Below are 17,380 nucleotides of genomic sequence, written 5' to 3' on the forward strand. Positions count from 1 at the left end.
CGGCCTTTTGGACGACGCGCCGCCGCCGGGGCAGCGGCGCGCCTGTCGGGAAGTCTCAGAGGCCGAGCGACGCCTTGACCGCGGCAAGGCCGTCCTTGCCGTCGAAGGTGGTCACGCCGGCCAGCCAGGGCGTCAGCACATCCGGGTTGGCCTTGAGATAGTCGGCCGCCGCTTGGTCGCCGGACTTGCCCTCGTCGAGGATGCCGGCCATCACGGCGTTCTCGATCTCGAGCGAGAAGACCAGGTTGTCCAGCAGCTTGCCGACATTCGGGCAGTCTGTCCGATAGCCGGCGCGGACGTTGGTCAGCACCGTGGCGCCGCCGTAGTTCGGCCCGAAGAAGTCGTCGCCGCCCGACAGGTACTGCAGCGTAAAATTCTTGTTCATGGGGTGCGGCGCCCAGCCGAGGAACACGATCCATTCCTTGCGGCGGATCGCCCGGTCCACCTGGGACAGCATGCCCTGCTCGCTCGATTCGACCAGCTGCCAGTCCTTCAGGCCGAAGGAATCCTTGTCGATCATCGACTGGATCTGCCGGTTGCCGTCGTTGCCGGGTTCGATGCCGTAGATCTTCTTGTCGAATTTGTCGCCGCTTTTCGTCAGATCGGCGAAATCCTTCACCCCACCCTCGAAGACGTAGTCCGGCACGGCCAGGGTGTATTTCGCGCCCTCGAGGTTGACGCGCACGTTCTCGACCGACTTGTCGTCGAGATAGGGTTGGACGTCCGCCGCCTGGGTCGGCATCCAGTTGCCGAGGAAGACGTCGATGTTCTTGTTCTTCAGCGAGACGTAGGTGACCGGGACCGACAGCACCTCGGCCGAGGGCTCGTAGCCCAGCCCCTTCAGGATGGTCGAGGCCACTCCGGTGGTCGCGGTGATGTCGGTCCAGCCGACATCGGAGAACCGCACCTTCTGACAGCTCGCCGGATCGGCCGCCTGGGCCGTCCCGGCGGCCAAGGCCAGCCCCAGCACCAGCCCGCTCAAACGCCACGACATCATGATGCGACTCTCCTGTTTGCCCGCCTGTTCACGATTTTCTTCGTTGCAGCGAGGCACATTGCCGCCGGACCAACGGCAAGGCGCCTCCGCGCGAGTCTAACGATGGCCCGCGTGCCGCCGCTGGCCGATTTCCGGCATGGCGTGACGCAAACCGGACTCATTGCCCGCTGCGGCCCCGCTAGCATGCGGCCGCAGCCGGAGGAGTGGAAGCCATGACGACAGAATTCGACTACGTGATCGTCGGCGCCGGGTCGGCCGGCTGCGTCCTGGCCAACCGGCTGTCGGCCGAGCCCGGCAACCGCGTGCTGGTGCTGGAGGCCGGGCCCGAGGACCGGACCTGGAAGATCCACATGCCGGCGGCGCTGACCTACAATCTCGGCGACGACAAGTACAACTGGTACTACGAGACCGAGCCGCAGCCGGCGATGGACGGCCGCCGCATGTACTGGCCGCGCGGCCGCGTGCTCGGCGGCTCCTCCTCGCTCAACGCCATGGTCTATGTCCGCGGCCATGCCTATGACTACGACCGCTGGGCCGGGGAAGGCGCCGCCGGCTGGTCCTATGCCGAGGTGCTGCCCTATTTCCGCCGCGCCGAGACCCGGGCCAAGGGCGGCGACGACTATCGCGGCGCCGACGGGCCGCTCAACGTGTCGACCGGCAGCCAGCCGAACCCGCTGTTCGACGCCTTCATCCAGGCCGGGCAGCAGGCCGGGTACCCGTTCACCGCCGATATGAACGGCTACCAGCAGGAAGGCTTCGGCAAGATGGACATGACGATCCATCAAGGCGAGCGCTGGTCGGCCGCCAAGGCCTATCTGAAGCCGATCCGGTCGCGGCCGAACCTGACCATCGAGACCGGGGCGCTGAGCACCCGGATCCTGTTCGAGGGCACTCGCGCCGTCGGCGTCGAATACGCCCAGGCCGGCCAGGTCCGCACCGCCCGCGCCGCCCGCGAGGTCATCCTGTGCGGCGGGGCCATCAACTCGCCGCAGTTGCTGATGCTGTCCGGAATCGGCCCGGCCGACCAACTGCGCCGGCACGGCATCGCCGTGGTGCACGACCTGCCCGGCGTCGGCCGCAACCTGCAGGACCATCTGGAGATGTACATCCAGTATGAGTGCACCAAGCCGATCACGCTCTACAGCGTCGAGAACCCGCTCTACAAGGCGAAGGTCGGGGTCGAGTGGTTCCTGTTCCGCAGCGGCCTGACCACCTCGGCCCATCTCGAGGCCGGCGGCTTCATCCGCTCGCGCGCCGGCATCCCCCACCCGGACATCCAGTACCATTTCCTGCCGTCGGTGGTGAACGACCACGGCCGCCAGCCGGGCGATCGCCACGCCTTCCAGGCCCATGCCGGGACCATGCGCGCCACCTCGCGCGGCTGGGTCGATCTGCGCTCGGCCGACCCTCGGGCCAAGCCGATCCTGCAGCCGAACTACCTGACCACCGAGGAGGACCGCGCCGACATGCGGGCCTGCGTCAGGCTGACCCGCGAGATCTTCGCCCAGAGCGGTTTCGACCCCTATCGCGGGCCCGAGATCTCGCCCGGCACTGCGGTGCGCACCGACGACGAGATCGACGCCTTCGTCCGGGCCAAGGCCGACAGCGCCTATCACCCCTCCTGCACCTGCAAGATGGGGGTCGACGAGATGGCGGTGGTCGACCCAGAGACCCGGGTGTGCGGGCTGGAGGGGCTGCGGATCGTCGACGCCTCGATCATGCCGTCGATCGTCAGCGGCAATCTGAACGCGCCGACCATCATGATCGGCGAGAAGGCGGCCGACATCATCCTGGGCCGCACGCCCTTGCCGCCCTCCAACGCCCCGGTCTACCAAGCGCCCAACTGGCAGACGGCGCAGCGCTGAAACAGGAGAACGCCATGACCATCGGGCTGCATATCGGCGGAAGCGCGGTCGAAGGAAGCGGCACGGCCTTCGACACCATCAACCCGGCGACCGGACAGGTGATCGATCGGGTCGCCGCCGCCTCTCCCGCCGATGTCGACCGCGCCGTGGCCGCCGCCAAGGCTGCCTTCGACGGCTGGGCCGGCATGACCGGCACCCAGCGCGGCCGCATCCTGCGCGAGGCGGTGCGCCTGCTGCGCGCCAATCGCGACCGGCTGGCGCGGATGGAGGTCGAGGACACCGGCAAGCCGATCGCCGAGGCGCTTTCGGTTGACATCGATTCCGGCGCCGATGCGATCGAGTACTTCGCCGGGCTGGCGCCGTCGCTGCACGGCACCCATCACGATTTCGGCCGCGCCTTCGCCTATACCCGGCGCGAGCCGCTGGGAGTGGTCGCCGGCATCGGCGCCTGGAACTACCCGCTGCAGATCGCCTGCTGGAAGTCCGGACCGGCGCTGGCCTGCGGCAACACCATGGTGTTCAAGCCGTCCGAGCTGACGCCGATGACCGCGGTGGCGCTGGCCGGGATCTTCGCCGAGGCCGGCCTGCCGCCCGGCGTGTTCAACGTGGTGCAGGGCAAGGGCGATGTCGGCCAGGCCCTGGTCACCCATCCGGATGTCGCCAAGGTGTCGCTGACCGGGTCGGTGCCGACCGGCCGCAAGGTCGCGGCGGCCGCCGCCGGGGCGATGAAGCACGTCACCATGGAACTGGGCGGCAAGTCGCCGCTGATCATCTTCGCCGACGCCGATGTCGAGAACGCGGTGAAGGCGGCGATGATGGCCAATTTCTACACCCAGGGCGAGATCTGCTCGAACGGCACAAGGGTGTTCGTCGAGGCGCCGCTGCACAACCGCTTCATGGACCTGCTGCTGGCCCGCACCGAAAAGATGCGGATCGGCGACCCGATGGACCCGACGACCCAGGTCGGCGCCCTGATCTCGGCCGACCATCGGGCCAAGGTGCTGGGCTATGTCGAGGCCGGGGTGAAGGCCGGCGCCCGTCTGGTCTGCGGCGGCCGCGCCCCGGCCGACCCGGCCCTGGCCGGCGGCTATTTCGTCGAGCCGGCGATCTTCGACGCCTGCCACGATGACATGTCGATCGTGCGGGAGGAGATCTTCGGCCCGGTGATGACGGTGCTGACCTTCACCGACGAGGACGAGGCGGTGCGCCGCGCCAACGCCACGGAGTACGGCCTGGCGGCGGGCGTTTTCACCCGCGACCTGGCCCGTGGCCACCGTGTCGTCGCCCGGCTGCAGGCCGGCACCTGCTGGATCAACAACTACAACATCACCCCGGTCGAGATCCCGTTCGGCGGATACAAGCAGTCCGGCCTCGGCCGCGAGAACGGCCTCGCCGCGCTGGAGCACTACACCCAGCTGAAGAGCGTCTATGTCGAGACCGGCGACGTCGACTGCCCGTATTGAGCCGTCGCCGGCCACCGCCGCCGCCCGAGAAGCGCCGAGGGGTGGCGGACCAGCATGTACAGCCAGGCCCGGGCCATCAGCGTCTGGAAGCGGCTGTCCCGGATCAGCATGATCCGCTGCCGGGGCAGGTCAAGGAAACCGTCGGTGCTTGCGCTGTTCGCCGCCCAGACGGCATCCAGACGGCCCGCCTGCATGGCGGCGCGGAAGGACCGTGTCTGCCAATGGTCGTCGCCCTGGGTGTTGGCCAACACCCGTTCAGCTCGTTCGGCCCGAAGCTTGATCTCGCGGGCCGAGCGGATCGGCACATGAAACAGCTCCAGATCCTGCGCCAGGATCTCGCAAGGACCATGCGTGAGCGCGTGCTGTCCCTTGCTCAGGGCCACCGGGGAATCGGCGACGAACCCGACCTTCGGCACCGTCAGGCACACGAATGACCGATCGAAGGATTCGACGGTGGCGGGATCGGTATCGGCCAGCACCGGGGCACGGTACCGGACGCTGAACAACCCTCGCCGTCGACGATGCCGCTCCGACCGGTCCTGCACGAACTGGACCCACCGTCCGACAAACAGGCCGGGCCTGGTCGCCGCGACCCGAATCTGGGAGACGTCGATACTCCAGAACTCGTCGGCATCAAACGGAAAGACGATGTTGAATCCTGCAGCAAGCGCCTGGTTTGCGGCGGCGGACATGACCTCTGCCTGCTTCAAGATGTCATGAACGACGCGCTCCACGGTTACCCTGGGATTCGACTTGGCGACGGAGCACAGGAGCTCGAACGTTCCGTCCGACGACTGGTCGTCAACGAATTGAATTCGATCGAACCCTATCCTCAAATAATGACCGACCAGAAATGGAACCAGATCTACGGTGTCTCTCAGCATGCAGATCCCACAAATTTTCGTCATAAAAGTTCCTCTGCATATTTATGAAATGATGCAGCCCCGAAGATCGCCGGTCAAATGCGTCGAACCGCACGCGGCAGGCGGATAGGCCTCCCTCGTTGCTCCATCGGGCGCGCCGTGTCGGCCCCCGGCCTTGCCCGGGCGGGCCTGCCGGAGCATAGTCCGGCCGCCTTACGGTGACGGCGGATAGCCCTGGTTCATGAGCAGCTTCCGGATTCGCGACGACACCCCGCACTATACCATTCTGACCAAGCTGCAGCTGATGAGCTGGGGCCTGGTGGTGCTGGTCTGCGCCATCGCCGCGGTCGGGGTCATGCTGCTGTATTCCGCCGGCGGCGGCTCCTGGGAGCCCTGGGCCAGCCGGCAGCTGACCCGCTTCGCCACCGGCTTCGTGGTCATGCTGCTGCTGGCGCTGGTCGACATCCGGACGTGGATGAAGCTCGCCTATCCGATCTACGCCATCGTCTTCGCCCTGCTGATCGTGGTCGAGATGATGGGCCATGTCGGCATGGGCGCCGAGCGCTGGATCAATCTCGGCCCCCTGGTGATCCAGCCCTCCGAGCTGATGAAGATCGCCCTGGTCCTCGCCCTCGCCCGCTATTTCCACGGATTCTCGCTGATCGAGGTACGCAACCCGCTGGCGCTGATCGTACCACTGCTGCTGATCCTGGCGCCGGTCGGGCTGGTGCTGATGCAGCCGAATCTCGGCACCGCCATGCTGCTGATCCTGACCGGCGGCGCGGTGCTGTTCGCCACCGGGGTGCGGCTGTGGAAATTCGCCATCGCCATCGGGCTCGGCCTGTCGGCGATCCCGATCGGCTGGGAGTTCCTGCACGATTACCAGAAGAACCGCGTCTACACCTTCCTGGAGCCGGAGCGTGACCCGCTGGGCGCCGGCTACAACATCATGCAGTCGAAGATCGCGCTCGGCTCCGGCGCCCTGTTCGGCAAGGGCTTCACCGCCGGCACGCAGAGCCAGTTGATGTTCCTGCCGGAGAAGCACACCGACTTCATCTTCGTGGTGCTGGCCGAGGAGTTCGGCATGGTCGGCGCGCTGATCCTGCTGTTCCTCTACACCATGCTGTTCGTCTATGGGCTGATGATCGCGCTCAGTGCCCGCAGCCATTTCGCCCGGCTGGTCGGCATCGGCCTGACCACAACCTTCTTCCTGTACGTCTTCGTCAATGTCGCGATGGTCACCGGGCTGATCCCGGTGGTGGGCATCCCCCTGCCGCTGGTGTCCTATGGCGGCACCGCGATGCTGACGCTGCTGATGGGCTGCGGCATCCTGCTCAGCGTCTGGATCCACCGCGAGGTGCGAGTCCCGCGCAGCGGCATCACGGACTACTGAGCCCGCACGCTTCGACCGGGATCGAAGCGTTCGCCGGGAGCCCGCTTGGGGCTGCGACCGTTCCCTCTGTGACAGCGGGAGCAGCCGACATGTGTTCAGCCGACACCATCAACACACCCCGATCGCAGACGCGGCCCGGCCTGGTCCTCCTCGCCATGTGCCTCGGCGTGCTGGTGGCCCAGATCGATACCTCCGTGGTCAATCTCGGCGCCCATGCCATCGGCGCCGCCCTCGGCCTCGGGGTCAGTGCGCTGCAATGGGTGCTGGACGTCTACAATCTGGTCTATGCCACCCTGCTGCTGACCGGCGGGCTGCTGGGCGACCTGTTCGGCCGCCGGCGGATCTTCGTCGCCGGGGCGGCCATGTTCGGCCTCGGCTCGCTGGCCTGCGGCCTCGCCCCGGACGGCACGGTGCTGATCGCGGCCCGGGCGATCACCGGGCTGGGCGCCGCGCTGCTGCTGCCCGCCTCGCTGTCGATCCTGGCCGCGACCTATCCCGACGCCAAGGAGCGCGCCCATGCCATCGGCATCTGGGCCAGCTGCAACGGCCTGGCCTTCGCCATCGGCCCGACGGCCGGCGGCATCCTGGTCGCGGCCGCGGGGTGGCGCAGCCTGTTCTTCGTGGTCGTGCCGGTGGCCGCCCTCGCCCTGCTGCTGGCCGTCCGGTCGGTGCCCGAATCGGCCGATCCGGAAGGCCGGCGCCTCGACCTGCCTGGTCAGGGCCTGGCCATGATGGCGCTGGGCGCCCTGACCCTGGCCGCGATCGAAGGCAACCGCTGGGGCTGGATCTCCGCCGCCACGCTTGCCGGCGTCGCCGTCGGCCTCATCGCGATCGTGCTGTTCCTGGCGGTCGAATCCCGCACCGAGGGGGCGCTGGTGCCGCTCGACCTGTTCCGCAGCCCGGCCCTGTCGGGCTCACTGATCGTGGCGCTGGCGATGACCTTCGGCATGTACGCCATGCTGTTCCTGGTCCCGGTCTATCTGCAGACCGTGCGCGGTGCCACGCCGATCGAGGCGGGGCTGGAACTGCTGCCGATGTCGCTGATCTTCTTCCTCGTCTCGCAGATCTCCGGCCGACTGGCGACCCGGCTGGGGCCGCGGGCGCTGATGACCGCCGGCATGGCGCTGATCGGGGCCGGGCTGCTCTTGCTCGCCTGGATCTCCGCCGGCACCGGCCTGCTCTATGTCGAGACGGCGCTGCTGATCACCGGTGTCGGGCTCGGCCTCAACACCGGCCCGGTAATGGCAGTGACCGTGTCGAGCGTGCCGCAGGAGCGGTCGGGCACCGCCGCCGGGCTGGTGAACACGGCGCGGATGATCGGCGCGACTTTGGGCGTCGCGATCCTCGGCGCCGTCTTTGCCGCCCATGGCGGCGACGTCAACGCTCCAGCGGACCGGTTGATCGCCGGCCTGGGGCCGGCTCTCCTGGTCGGGGGCTTGGGGGAATGTCTTGGAGCGGTCGCGGCCCTGGCCTTGATCAGCCGCGACGCGCTGGAGCGGCAGGCCGGCTGAGAACCGTCAGGCGTCGCCGCGCAAGGCGGCCTGCAGGCGCTTCAGCTCCGCCAGCAGCACCGTCAGCTCATCGCGCAGCTCGGTCGAGATGCCCTGGGCGCGGCCCTCGCGTCCGGCGCCGGCCAGCAGCGAGAGCTGCAGCTCGTCGCGCGGCTTTGCGACCGGTTTGGTCCGCGTGACCGCAACGGGCCTGGCCGGCCCGGTCGGGGCGCCGGCCTCGTCGGACGCCGCCGCGGACGGCGCGTCGGCCTCGGCCGACTTGCCTTCCTTCAGCAGGCGCTGCACGCCCTTGATGGTGTAGCCCTCCTCATAGAGAAGGCGCTGGATCCGGCGCAGCAGCTGGACATCCTCGGGGCGATAGTACCGGCGGCCGCCTCCGCGCTTGAGCGGGCGGACCTGGGAGAACTTGGTCTCCCAGAACCGCAGCACATGCTGCGGCACGGCAAGGTCGTCGGACACCTCGCTGATCGTGCGATAGGCCGTCGCCGATTTGCGCAGCGGCGCGGGCTTCGCTTCCGATCCTGCCATTCCGGCCATGGCTTACTCGTCGTCGTCCAGGGGAGGATTGGTGCCGTTGATGCGCCCCTTGAGCACATGCGAGGCGCGGAACACCAGCACCCGGCGCGGCAGGATCGGCACCTCCTGCCCGGTCTTCGGATTGCGGCCGATTCGCTGGCCCTTCTGGCGCACGCCGAAGGTGCCGAAGGACGAGATCTTCACCGTTTCCCCGCGTTCAAGTGCTTCGGAGATTTCTTCAAGCACCGTCTCAACAAGGTCAGCAGACTCGTTGCGAGACAAGCCGATTTCTTGATAGAGCGATTCGCTGAGCTGCGCTCGTGTCACCGTTTCCGCCATGCCGCCCCCCCGACGGGCAATTGCGAAGAAGACCGTCGCAGGACGGTAACCTCCACAAAATAATCCGTCAATTCCAAAGCGTTGGGCGAATTTCCTCACGAACCCCGAAGGCGAGGCCCGCTAACTGCTTATCGGCAAGCTACCAGCGGACCAGGGCGGCGCCCCAGGTCAGGCCGCCGCCCATGGCCTCGAGCAGGACGAGGTCGCCGGCCTTGATGCGGCCGTCGTTGACGGCCTCAGCCAGCGCCAGCGGGATCGAGGCGGCGGAGGTGTTGGCGTGCTTCTGCACCGTCAGCACCACCTTCTCCATCGGCATGTCGAGCTTGCGGGCGGTGGCGTCGATGATGCGCTTGTTGGCCTGGTGCGGCACCAGCCAGTCGATGTCAGCCGGCGCCAAGCCGTTGGCGGCCAGCGCCTCCTCGACCACCTCGGCCAGGTTGATGACTGCGTGCTTGAACACCTCGCGGCCTTCCATCCGGACATGGCCGACGGTGCCGGTCGAGGACGGCCCGCCATCGACGTACAGCTTGTCCTCGTGGCGGCCGTCGGAATGCAGATGGGTCGACAGGATGCCGGGGTCGTCGGTGGTGCCGCCGCCTTCGACCGCGCGCAGCACCACGGCGCCGGCGCCGTCGCCGAACAGCACGCAGGTGCCGCGGTCGGTCCAGTCGAGCAGACGGGAGAAGGTCTCGGCCCCGATCACCAGCGCGGTGCGCGCCTGGCCCAGCCGGATCATGTTGTCGGCGACCGCCAGGGCGTAGACGAAGCCGGAGCAGACGGCCTGGACGTCGAAGGCGGCGCCGCGGGTCATGCCGAGCGCGGCCTGGACCCGCACCGCGGTGGCCGGGAAGGTCTGGTCCGGGGTGGTGGTGGCCAGCACGATCAGGTCGAGATCGCTGCCCTCGACCTTAGCCATGGCCAGCGCCTTGCGGGCGGCGGCCAGCGCCAGGTCGGAGGTCTTCTCGTCCGGTCCCGCGATATGGCGGACGCTGATGCCGGTGCGCTGGACGATCCATTCGTCGGAGGTGTCGACCGTGCGGGCCAGCTCGGCATTGGTGACAACGCGGTCAGGCAGGGCAGAACCGCATCCGATGATGCGCGCGCGGCGGACTGTCATTGCGGTTGTTCGATCCCGATCGGAGCAGTCGTTGAAGCCGTCGAAGCTGCGGCGTCGCCGTTCCGACTGCCTTCGAAACGGCTGAACTCCTGCTTCACCTTATCATTGAAACCATGGATGACCAGATCGACCCCGACATCGATGGCATGGGCGAAGCCCTCGCCGTCGGTGCCGCCATGGCTCTTCACGCAGATGCCGTTGAGGCCGAGGAACAGCGCCCCGTTATACTGGCGCGGATCGGTCCGGTGCCGCAGCCGGCGGAACGCGCCGCGCGCCAGCAGGTAGCCGAGCGAGGCGAGCCAGGAGGACCGGAAGCTATGGCGCAGCCAGGTAGCGTAGAGCTTGGCCGTACCCTCGGCGGTCTTCAGCGCGATGTTGCCGGAGAAGCCGTCGGTCACGACCACGTCGACCTTCCCGGCCGGGATGTCATCGCCCTCGACGAAGCCCTCGAACCGGCCGGGGAACTCGAGCTCGCGCAGCCGCGCGGCGGCGTCGCGCACCGTGTCGGGGCCCTTCAGCGCCTCGGACCCGACATTCAGCAGGCCGACCGTCGGGGTGACCAGTCCCAGCACCGCCTTGGCGAAGACCGAACCCATGATGGCGAACTGGACCAGGTTCTCGGCGTCGCATTCGATGTTGGCGCCCAGATCGAGCATGACGCTCTCGCCGCGCAGCGTTGGAAACAACGACGCGATCGCCGGCCGGTCGATGCCCGGCAGCGTTTTGAACACGACCTTCGCCGTCGCCATCAGCGCGCCGGTGTTGCCGGCGGAGACGACGCATTGCGCCTCGCCCGCGGCCACGGCGTCGATGGCCAGGCGCATGCTGGAGTTGCGCCCGCCGCGCAGCGCGGCGGAGGGCTTGTCCTCGTTGGTGATGACGTCGGCGGCATGCCGAATCGTCGACACCGCAGCCAGAGCCGGCCGTTTCGCCAGAAGCGGCGCGATCCGCGCCTCGTCACCGACGATCAGGAAGTGCACGTCCGGATGGTGCGTGCGGGCGATCTCAGCCCCTTCGAGCACCATTTCCGGCGCCCGATCGCCCCCCATGGCGTCGAGCGCGATCGTCACTGGGCCAGAGGCCGCCGGGTCGGACATTCCCTATGCGGACGCAGTCGATCAGGCGGTCGCGGTCGTCTCGGTGACAACCTCACGGCCGTGATAGTGGCCGCAGGCGTCGCAGACATGGTGCGGACGGGCCAGCTCACCACAATTGGCGCACTCGACGTAGGAGGCGCCGGCCAGAGCGTGGTGCGAACGCCGCATGTCGCGCCGCGACTTCGACGTCTTCTTCTTCGGAACAGCCATTTGCTTGAACTCTCGATTCGAAAAGGCGGCACCAGGGGGGCCGCCTCGGACGGGCGTTACTTAATGGAAAAGGCGCAACGGGGCAAGGAAAAGCGATCCCTTGCCCGTCACTGACCTGCCTTGTCGTCACCGCCGCCCTTGAGCACGGCGAATGGGCGGCGCGTCTTTGTCTCCCCCTCCGGCAGCTCGGCCGCGGGCTCCGGCGCGGCGGGCGAGCGCGGATAGGGATCGAGCGCCAGCAACAGGTGCTGCGCCGTCAGCTCGCCCAGATCGATGCGGCCATCGGCCAGCGGCTCGACCTCCGCCGCCAGCGGGTCGACCTCGACCTCCGCCTCGTCCCGCCCCGCCGCATGAGCGAAGACGGCCTCGACCTCGTCCTCGACCGCGGCAGGCACCGGGTCCAGCGTCACCACGCAGCGCTGCACCACTGCGGCGGTGAGCGTGCCGGTCACCACCACGGTGTCGCCGCGCCCGGGTGTCAGGGTGAGTCGGGCCTGCAGTGCGTCCAGCGCCAACAGGTCGAAGCGGCGGGCGAGCCCGGCGCGCTCGGCCTCGTCGGCCTCGATCGCGATCGTCCGGCCGCCGCGCGGCAGGGTGTTGACGCCGACCACGCGGCTGAATTCAGGGGTCGTCATCAGGCTGCCTCCACCAGCCCGGGCGCCGGGCCGAACCGGACCTCGCCGGCCAGGAACGCCGCCACCGGCTGTGCCGCCAGGCCGGCCACCTCGCGGCGCAGATAGACGGCGACCGCCCTCACCTGCCCCGGCTCCGGCTCGACCGTGCCATAGAGGTTACGCCGCAGCGCCGCGTCCAGTTCCTGCGGATCGGCGGCGGCCAGGCCGTGGTCATAGGCGACGACGCGCCCGTAGAAGCCGCGCCCCATCGCCTTCACCTTCTTGCCGATGCTGAAATCGGTGACGCCGATCTCGCGCAGACTGAGATCCATGTCGCTGACCATGTGGTCGAACAGGGCCTGGGCGAAGTCCGGCGCCGGCGGCCCCTCGCGCTTCAGCCGGTGCAGCACCAGGAAGGCGTGCAGGGCCAACGCCTCGAACCGGCCGTCCAGCGTGTCCGGCACGCCGCAGGCGGTGTAGAAGGCGGGGCTGCGCGCCTGCTCGACCAGCTTGACGTAAAGCTCGGCGGCGACGCGTTCGCGGCGGTGGCGGGTGAACAGCTTGGACAGCACGGGATCGATCGGTTTTTGCGCGAAGGACGGCGATATTGGTCGAACTCCACGTGGTGTGCTAGAGGGAAGCCTTCAATTGGGAGCCCTCCGGGGCGCGGAGACATGAGGCGATGACGGAAAGAGCAAGGGTCGTCCGGACCATGGCGGCCGGCCTGCTCGTGGCGGCGGCGCTGACGGCCTGCACGCCGCGGGTGGCGACGCGCGGCAACCTCGTCGAGGATTACCGCCTCGAGCAGGTCCACACCGGCACCAGCACCAAGGCGGATGTGGCGACGATCCTGGGCACCCCGACCACGGTGTCCACCTTCGACGACAACACCTGGTACTATATCGGCCAGCGGGTCGAGACGGTGGCCTTCTTCGCCCCCGAGGTGACCAAACGCCGGGTCCTGCGCATGCAGTTCGACCCGACCACCAGCACGCTGACCGAGCTGAAGGAGCTGAACCTGGAGGATGGCGAGCAGGTGGCGCTGGTGTCGCGCGAGACGCCGACGCTGGGCCGCCGCATCGGCATCCTGGAGCAGTTCCTGGGCAATATCGGCCGCTTCAACAGCGACGGCACCGGCTCCACCGCGAATTCCGCCCGGGGCCGCCCGGTCGGCTCCGGCGGCGTCGCCAGCTCGGTCGCCGGCGGCAACTACTAGCCGCGGATCGAAGAATCGGGATAGGGGGAAGCCTCGCGGCTCCCCCCTCCCACACCACCGGACGTACGGGTCCGTATCCGGCGGTTCGGCGGATTAAGCGGGGAGCGGGTTGGCGATGGAGGCGAGACCGAGGGACTGAAGTGCGGCGGTGGGGAGTGCAATGGTGAGCGCGGGGCTGTTGCTGAGCCGCCAGGGGCCGTGTGGGCTGCCGGCGGTCTGGGCCGCCAGATCCCGGCCGACGCCGTGGCGTCGCAGCTCGGCAAAGCGCTTGGGTCCGCGCTTCCATTGCTTCCAGGCGATGGCGCGGAGCCGCCGCCTGGTCCACTGGTCGAGTGCGCGCAGCACCGACGGGGTCTGGCAGAAGCCGAAGTAGCCGCGCCACCCGATCAGGTAGACGGACAGCTCCTCGATGATCTGCTTGAGGCTGTCGCCGCGGGTGCGCCGCGTCAGGACCCGGACCTTCGCCTTGAAGCGGTCGATGGCCTTCGGCGCGATCCGGCGCCGCGGCTCTCTTCCGCCGGTGAAGCTGAAGCCCAGGAACTTGCGGGCGCTCGGTTTGGCGACCGCGCTCTTGGCCCTGTTGACCTTCAGCTTGAGCCGCTTGGCCAGGAACCGCTCGATGCCGGCCATCACCCGTTCGCCCGCCTGCTGGCTGCGCACATAGATGTTGCAGTCGTCGGCGTAGCGGACGAAGCGATGGCCGCGCTTCTCCAGCTCCTGGTCCAGAACGTCCAGCATCAGGTTCGACAACAGCGGCGAGAGCGGTCCGCCTTGCGGCGTCCCCTCCTCCGTCGGGCCGACGAGGCCGCCCTCCAGCACGCCCGCGGTCAGAAAGCCGCGGATCAGCTTCAGGAGGCACTTGTCGGCCACCCGCTTGGCCACCAGCCCCATCAGGATATCGTGGTTGACCCGATCGAGGAACTTCTCCACGTCGAGATCCACCACCACGCCGTAGCCGGACGCAATATCGGTCTGCGCCCGGGCCACCGCCTGATGCGCCGAGCGCCCCGGCCGGAAGCCGAAGCTGGCCTCGGAGAACGTCGGGTCCCAGTCCGCCTGCAGCGCCTGCATCACCGCCTGCTGGATGAAGCGGTCGAGCACCGTCGGGATGCCGAGCGGCCTCACGCCACCCGACGCCTTCGGGATCTCCACCCGCCGCACCGGCTGCGGCTTGTAGGTGCCGTTGATCAGCTGAGCCCGGATCGCGGGCCAATGCCGCTTCAGGTGGGCCGGCAGATCGTCGACATCCATGCCGTCGACCCCCGCCGCACCCTTGTTGCGCCGCACTCGTGCCAGCGCCGTCTTCAGGTTCTCTCGGTCAAGGATGATCTCCATCGACGGTCCCGCGACCGCCGGGCGTTCGAGGCTGGCTCTCGCCGCGCGAGCTTCGGTCGCCTGGGCCGCAAGGCTCGGGGCTTCACCCTCCGCCGAGGGGCCCAGGGTCAGCTTGCTCTGATCTTTCTGCCGCATGGCTCGCTCGAGATCGCCGCTCTACTGGCCTCTTCCACCGTTCGGGCCTTCGGCGGCAACCGCCGCCTACTATGCCCTCAGCTGACTTCTGCGCCGCGATCAGGCGGCCTTGCGGCCACCTCAGTCCCGAGGGACACGGCGCAGACCTCCCGAGGTAAGACCGACCGCCTTCACCGCACGCCCGCCGGATTTACCACCCCGGCCATTGATGGCCCTGGACTTCGCGATCAACGGCTCGCTCGTCCGGCCGGGTAGGCCTCATATCCGGTTCTTGTCCATCGGGCCGCGGCTTTGCTCCACGCTTCCTTCAGACCCCGCCTCGCGGCGACGCCCTTGCGCTTCGCTAGTCCTTCACCGCCATCAGGCTGGACAGAGGACTTCCACCTCCAAGCTGTCAGTCATGCTCGCACACCGTAAAAAAACCCCGGCCGAAGCCGGGGTTTTCGTCGTGAGCGCGGCGATCAGTGGGCGAGGATCGCCAGCAGCAGCAGGGCCACGATGTTGGTGATCTTGATCATCGGGTTGACCGCCGGGCCGGCGGTGTCCTTGTAGGGGTCGCCGACGGTGTCGCCGGTGACGGCCGCCTTGTGCGCGTCCGACCCCTTGCCGCCGTGATTGCCTTCCTCGATGTACTTCTTGGCGTTGTCCCAGGCGCCGCCGCCCGAGGTCATCGAGATGGCGACGAACAAGCCGGTGACGATGACGCCGAGCAGCATTGCCCCGAGCGCCGAGAACGCCGCCCCGCGGCCGGCGATCGCCTCGATCACGAAGTACAGCACGATCGGCGCCAGCACCGGCAGCAGCGACGGCACGATCATCTCGCGGATCGCCGCCTTGGTCAGCATGTCGACCGCGCGCTTGTAGTCCGGCCGGCTGGTGCCGGCCATGATGCCGGGATCCTCACGGAACTGGCGGCGCACCTCCTCCACCACCGATCCGGCGGCGCGGCCGACCGCGGTCATGCCCATCGCGCCGAACAGATAGGGCAGCAGGCCGCCGATCAGCAGGCCGACCACGACATAGGGGTTGGCCAGGGAGAAATCGAGCACCAGGCCCTGGAAGTACGGGTGCGCGCCCGGATTGCTGATGAAGAAGTTCAGGTCCGAGGTGTAGGCCGAGAACAGCACCAGCGCGCCGAGGCCGGCGGAGCCGATGGCATAGCCCTTGGTCACCGCCTTGGTGGTGTTGCCGACGGCATCGAGCGCATCGGTGGTGACCCGGACCTCCGCCGGCAGGTCGGCCATCTCGGCGATGCCGCCGGCATTGTCGGTGACGGGGCCGTAGGCGTCGAGCGCCACGACCATGCCGGCCAGCGCCAGCATGCTGGTGACCGCGATGGCGATGCCGAACAGGCCGGCCAGCAGGTAGGTGACGACGATGGCGACGCAGATGATCAGCGCCGGGATCGCGGTCGATTCCATCGAGATCGCGAGCCCCTGGATGACATTGGTGCCGTGGCCGGTGGTCGAGGCCTGGGCGACCGACTGCACCGGCCGGAAGTTGGTGCCGGTGTAGTATTCGGTGACCCAGATCAAGAGGCCGGTGACGACCAGGCCGCTGACGCCGCACAGGAACAGCGACAGGCCGCTGAAGCTGCCACCGCCGACGGTGTAGTTGCCGCCGAAGCCGACCACCACCCAGGTGACCAGGAGGATGCCCACCAGCGACAGCACGGCCGAGACCACGAAGCCGCGATACAGCGCCCCCATGATGTTGTTCGAGGGCCCGAGCTTGACGAAGAAGGTGCCGGCGATCGAGGCCGGGATGCAGATGCCGCCGATCGCGAGCGGATAAAGCATCATCCACGACATCGCCGCGGAGCCGGCGAAGAAGATCGAGGCCAGGACCATGGTGGCCACGGTTGTGACCGCGTAGGTCTCGAACAGGTCGGCGGCCATGCCGGCGCAGTCGCCGACATTGTCGCCGACATTGTCGGCGATCACGGCCGGGTTGCGCGGGTCGTCCTCGGGGATGCCGGCCTCGACCTTGCCGACCAGGTCGGCGCCGACATCGGCGCCCTTGGTGAAGATGCCGCCGCCGAGACGGGCGAAGATCGAGATCAGCGAGGCGCCGAAGCCGAGCGCCACCAGCGGGTCGATCAGGCCGCGGCCGCTGGCGCCGGCGGCGAGCAGGATGGCGTAGTAGCCGGCGACGGCGATCAGGGCCAGGCCGGCCACCAGCATGCCGGTAACGGCGCCGGAGCGGAAGGCGATGGCAAGGCCGGCGGCCAGGCCCTGGCGCGACGCTTCGGCGGTACGGACATTGGCGCGCACCGAGATGTTCATGCCGATGTAGCCGGCGGCGCCCGACAGGACCGCGCCGATGACGAAGCCGATACCGACGGAGATGCCGAGAAGCAGCGAGACGATGATGGCGATGACCACGCCGACCACGCCGATGGTGAGATACTGCCGGTTCAGATAGGCGCCGGCGCCTTCCTGAATCGCGGCGGCGATTGCCTGCATTCGGGCATCGCCCGGACTGGCCGACAACACGCTCCGTGAAGCCCACACGCCATAGGCTAACGCGCCGAGGCCGCAGGCCAGCACGAAGACAAGGACCGCTGACATCATTTTCTTGAGTCCCTCGCCCCTGTTGATGACGCACCGGCCCGCTTCAGGCCGGCTCCGCTTCTTTTGCGCGCAAACGATGCCAGAGCAGGAAGGTCAGGGCAATCAGCGTGAAATTTCTTTGCTTTGCGGCTGCCGG

At 68.3% G+C, this 17,380-nt stretch carries 16 protein-coding genes; 5 read left to right on the forward strand and 11 right to left on the reverse strand.

Features of this window, described 5'->3' with window-relative positions; genetic code table 11:
- Positions 1-55 precede the first annotated feature (55 nt).
- On the reverse strand, positions 56-997 hold the full coding sequence (locus tag QFZ27_RS28195; protein WP_429229770.1) for a choline ABC transporter substrate-binding protein: 942 nt from the start codon (positions 995-997) through the stop codon (positions 56-58).
- Between the two features lie 212 nt (positions 998-1,209).
- Between QFZ27_RS28195 and betA the strand changes: the two genes are divergently transcribed.
- Both betA and betB read left to right on the forward strand, forming a co-directional pair.
- The gene (betA, locus tag QFZ27_RS28200; protein WP_429229771.1) at positions 1,210-2,862 is read left to right on the forward strand and encodes a choline dehydrogenase; all 1,653 of its coding nucleotides are present in this window, start codon (positions 1,210-1,212) and stop codon (positions 2,860-2,862) included.
- Positions 2,863-2,876: 14 nt separating this feature from the next.
- The gene (gene betB / locus QFZ27_RS28205) at positions 2,877-4,325 is read left to right on the forward strand and encodes a betaine-aldehyde dehydrogenase (protein ID WP_429229772.1); all 1,449 of its coding nucleotides are present in this window, start codon (positions 2,877-2,879) and stop codon (positions 4,323-4,325) included.
- On the opposite strand, the gene QFZ27_RS28210 is transcribed toward betB, so the two are convergent.
- Positions 4,289-5,209 (reverse strand): glycosyltransferase family 2 protein, encoded by a 921-nt coding sequence (locus QFZ27_RS28210; RefSeq protein ID WP_429229773.1) that lies wholly within the window; start codon positions 5,207-5,209, stop codon positions 4,289-4,291. The genes betB and QFZ27_RS28210 overlap by 37 nt on opposite strands.
- Before the next feature lie 220 nt (positions 5,210-5,429).
- On the opposite strand from QFZ27_RS28210, the gene rodA reads away from it, so the two are divergent.
- Together rodA and QFZ27_RS28220 are read left to right on the forward strand one after the other, a co-directional pair.
- Positions 5,430-6,581, forward strand: coding sequence for a rod shape-determining protein RodA (rodA, locus tag QFZ27_RS28215; RefSeq protein WP_429229774.1), 1,152 nt, complete (start codon positions 5,430-5,432; stop codon positions 6,579-6,581).
- An 89-nt stretch (positions 6,582-6,670) separates the two neighbouring features.
- Positions 6,671-8,092, forward strand: a complete 1,422-nt coding sequence (locus QFZ27_RS28220) for an MFS transporter (RefSeq protein ID WP_429229775.1) — start codon at positions 6,671-6,673, stop codon at positions 8,090-8,092.
- A gap of 6 nt (positions 8,093-8,098) precedes the next feature.
- On the opposite strand, the gene QFZ27_RS28225 is transcribed toward QFZ27_RS28220, so the two are convergent.
- The 7 genes from QFZ27_RS28225 to QFZ27_RS28255 all read right to left on the reverse strand — a co-directional run bounded on the left by QFZ27_RS28225 (position 8,099) and on the right by QFZ27_RS28255 (position 12,557).
- A complete protein-coding gene (locus QFZ27_RS28225) occupies positions 8,099-8,629 on the reverse strand; it encodes a MerR family transcriptional regulator (protein ID WP_429229776.1) in 531 nt (176 codons plus the stop codon).
- A 3-nt stretch (positions 8,630-8,632) separates the two neighbouring features.
- A complete protein-coding gene (locus QFZ27_RS28230; RefSeq protein ID WP_342235057.1) occupies positions 8,633-8,947 on the reverse strand; it encodes an integration host factor subunit alpha in 315 nt (104 codons plus the stop codon).
- A gap of 139 nt (positions 8,948-9,086) precedes the next feature.
- Positions 9,087-10,064, reverse strand: a complete 978-nt coding sequence (locus QFZ27_RS28235; protein ID WP_429229777.1) for a beta-ketoacyl-ACP synthase III — start codon at positions 10,062-10,064, stop codon at positions 9,087-9,089.
- Positions 10,061-11,161 carry a phosphate acyltransferase PlsX gene (gene plsX / locus QFZ27_RS28240; RefSeq protein ID WP_429229778.1) on the reverse strand — a complete coding sequence of 367 codons (1,101 nt, stop codon included), beginning with the start codon at positions 11,159-11,161 and terminating at the stop codon, positions 10,061-10,063. The genes QFZ27_RS28235 and plsX overlap by 4 nt, the downstream gene beginning before the upstream one ends.
- Before the next feature lie 21 nt (positions 11,162-11,182).
- Complete coding sequence (gene rpmF / locus QFZ27_RS28245; protein ID WP_429229779.1) at positions 11,183-11,371, reverse strand: 50S ribosomal protein L32; 189 nt, start codon at positions 11,369-11,371, stop codon at positions 11,183-11,185.
- Between the two features lie 107 nt (positions 11,372-11,478).
- Positions 11,479-12,006 (reverse strand): YceD family protein, encoded by a 528-nt coding sequence (locus QFZ27_RS28250; protein WP_429229780.1) that lies wholly within the window; start codon positions 12,004-12,006, stop codon positions 11,479-11,481.
- Positions 12,006-12,557, reverse strand: coding sequence for a ubiquinol-cytochrome C chaperone family protein (locus QFZ27_RS28255; RefSeq protein WP_429229781.1), 552 nt, complete (start codon positions 12,555-12,557; stop codon positions 12,006-12,008). Before QFZ27_RS28255 ends, QFZ27_RS28250 begins: the two co-directional genes overlap by 1 nt.
- 110 nt (positions 12,558-12,667) lie before the next feature.
- On the opposite strand from QFZ27_RS28255, the gene QFZ27_RS28260 reads away from it, so the two are divergent.
- On the forward strand, positions 12,668-13,201 hold the full coding sequence (locus QFZ27_RS28260; RefSeq protein ID WP_429229782.1) for an outer membrane protein assembly factor BamE: 534 nt from the start codon (positions 12,668-12,670) through the stop codon (positions 13,199-13,201).
- Between the two features lie 93 nt (positions 13,202-13,294).
- Here the strand turns inward: QFZ27_RS28260 and ltrA are convergent, their stop codons facing one another.
- Positions 13,295-14,671, reverse strand: a complete 1,377-nt coding sequence (gene ltrA / locus QFZ27_RS28265; protein WP_429229783.1) for a group II intron reverse transcriptase/maturase — start codon at positions 14,669-14,671, stop codon at positions 13,295-13,297.
- Between the two features lie 461 nt (positions 14,672-15,132).
- Complete coding sequence (locus tag QFZ27_RS28270) at positions 15,133-17,241, reverse strand: sodium-translocating pyrophosphatase (RefSeq protein WP_429232505.1); 2,109 nt, start codon at positions 17,239-17,241, stop codon at positions 15,133-15,135.
- Between the last annotated feature and the right edge of the window lie 139 nt (positions 17,242-17,380).

This window comes from Inquilinus ginsengisoli, from assembly GCF_050434925.1.
GTDB classification, from domain to species: domain Bacteria; phylum Pseudomonadota; class Alphaproteobacteria; order DSM-16000; family Inquilinaceae; genus Inquilinus; species Inquilinus ginsengisoli_B.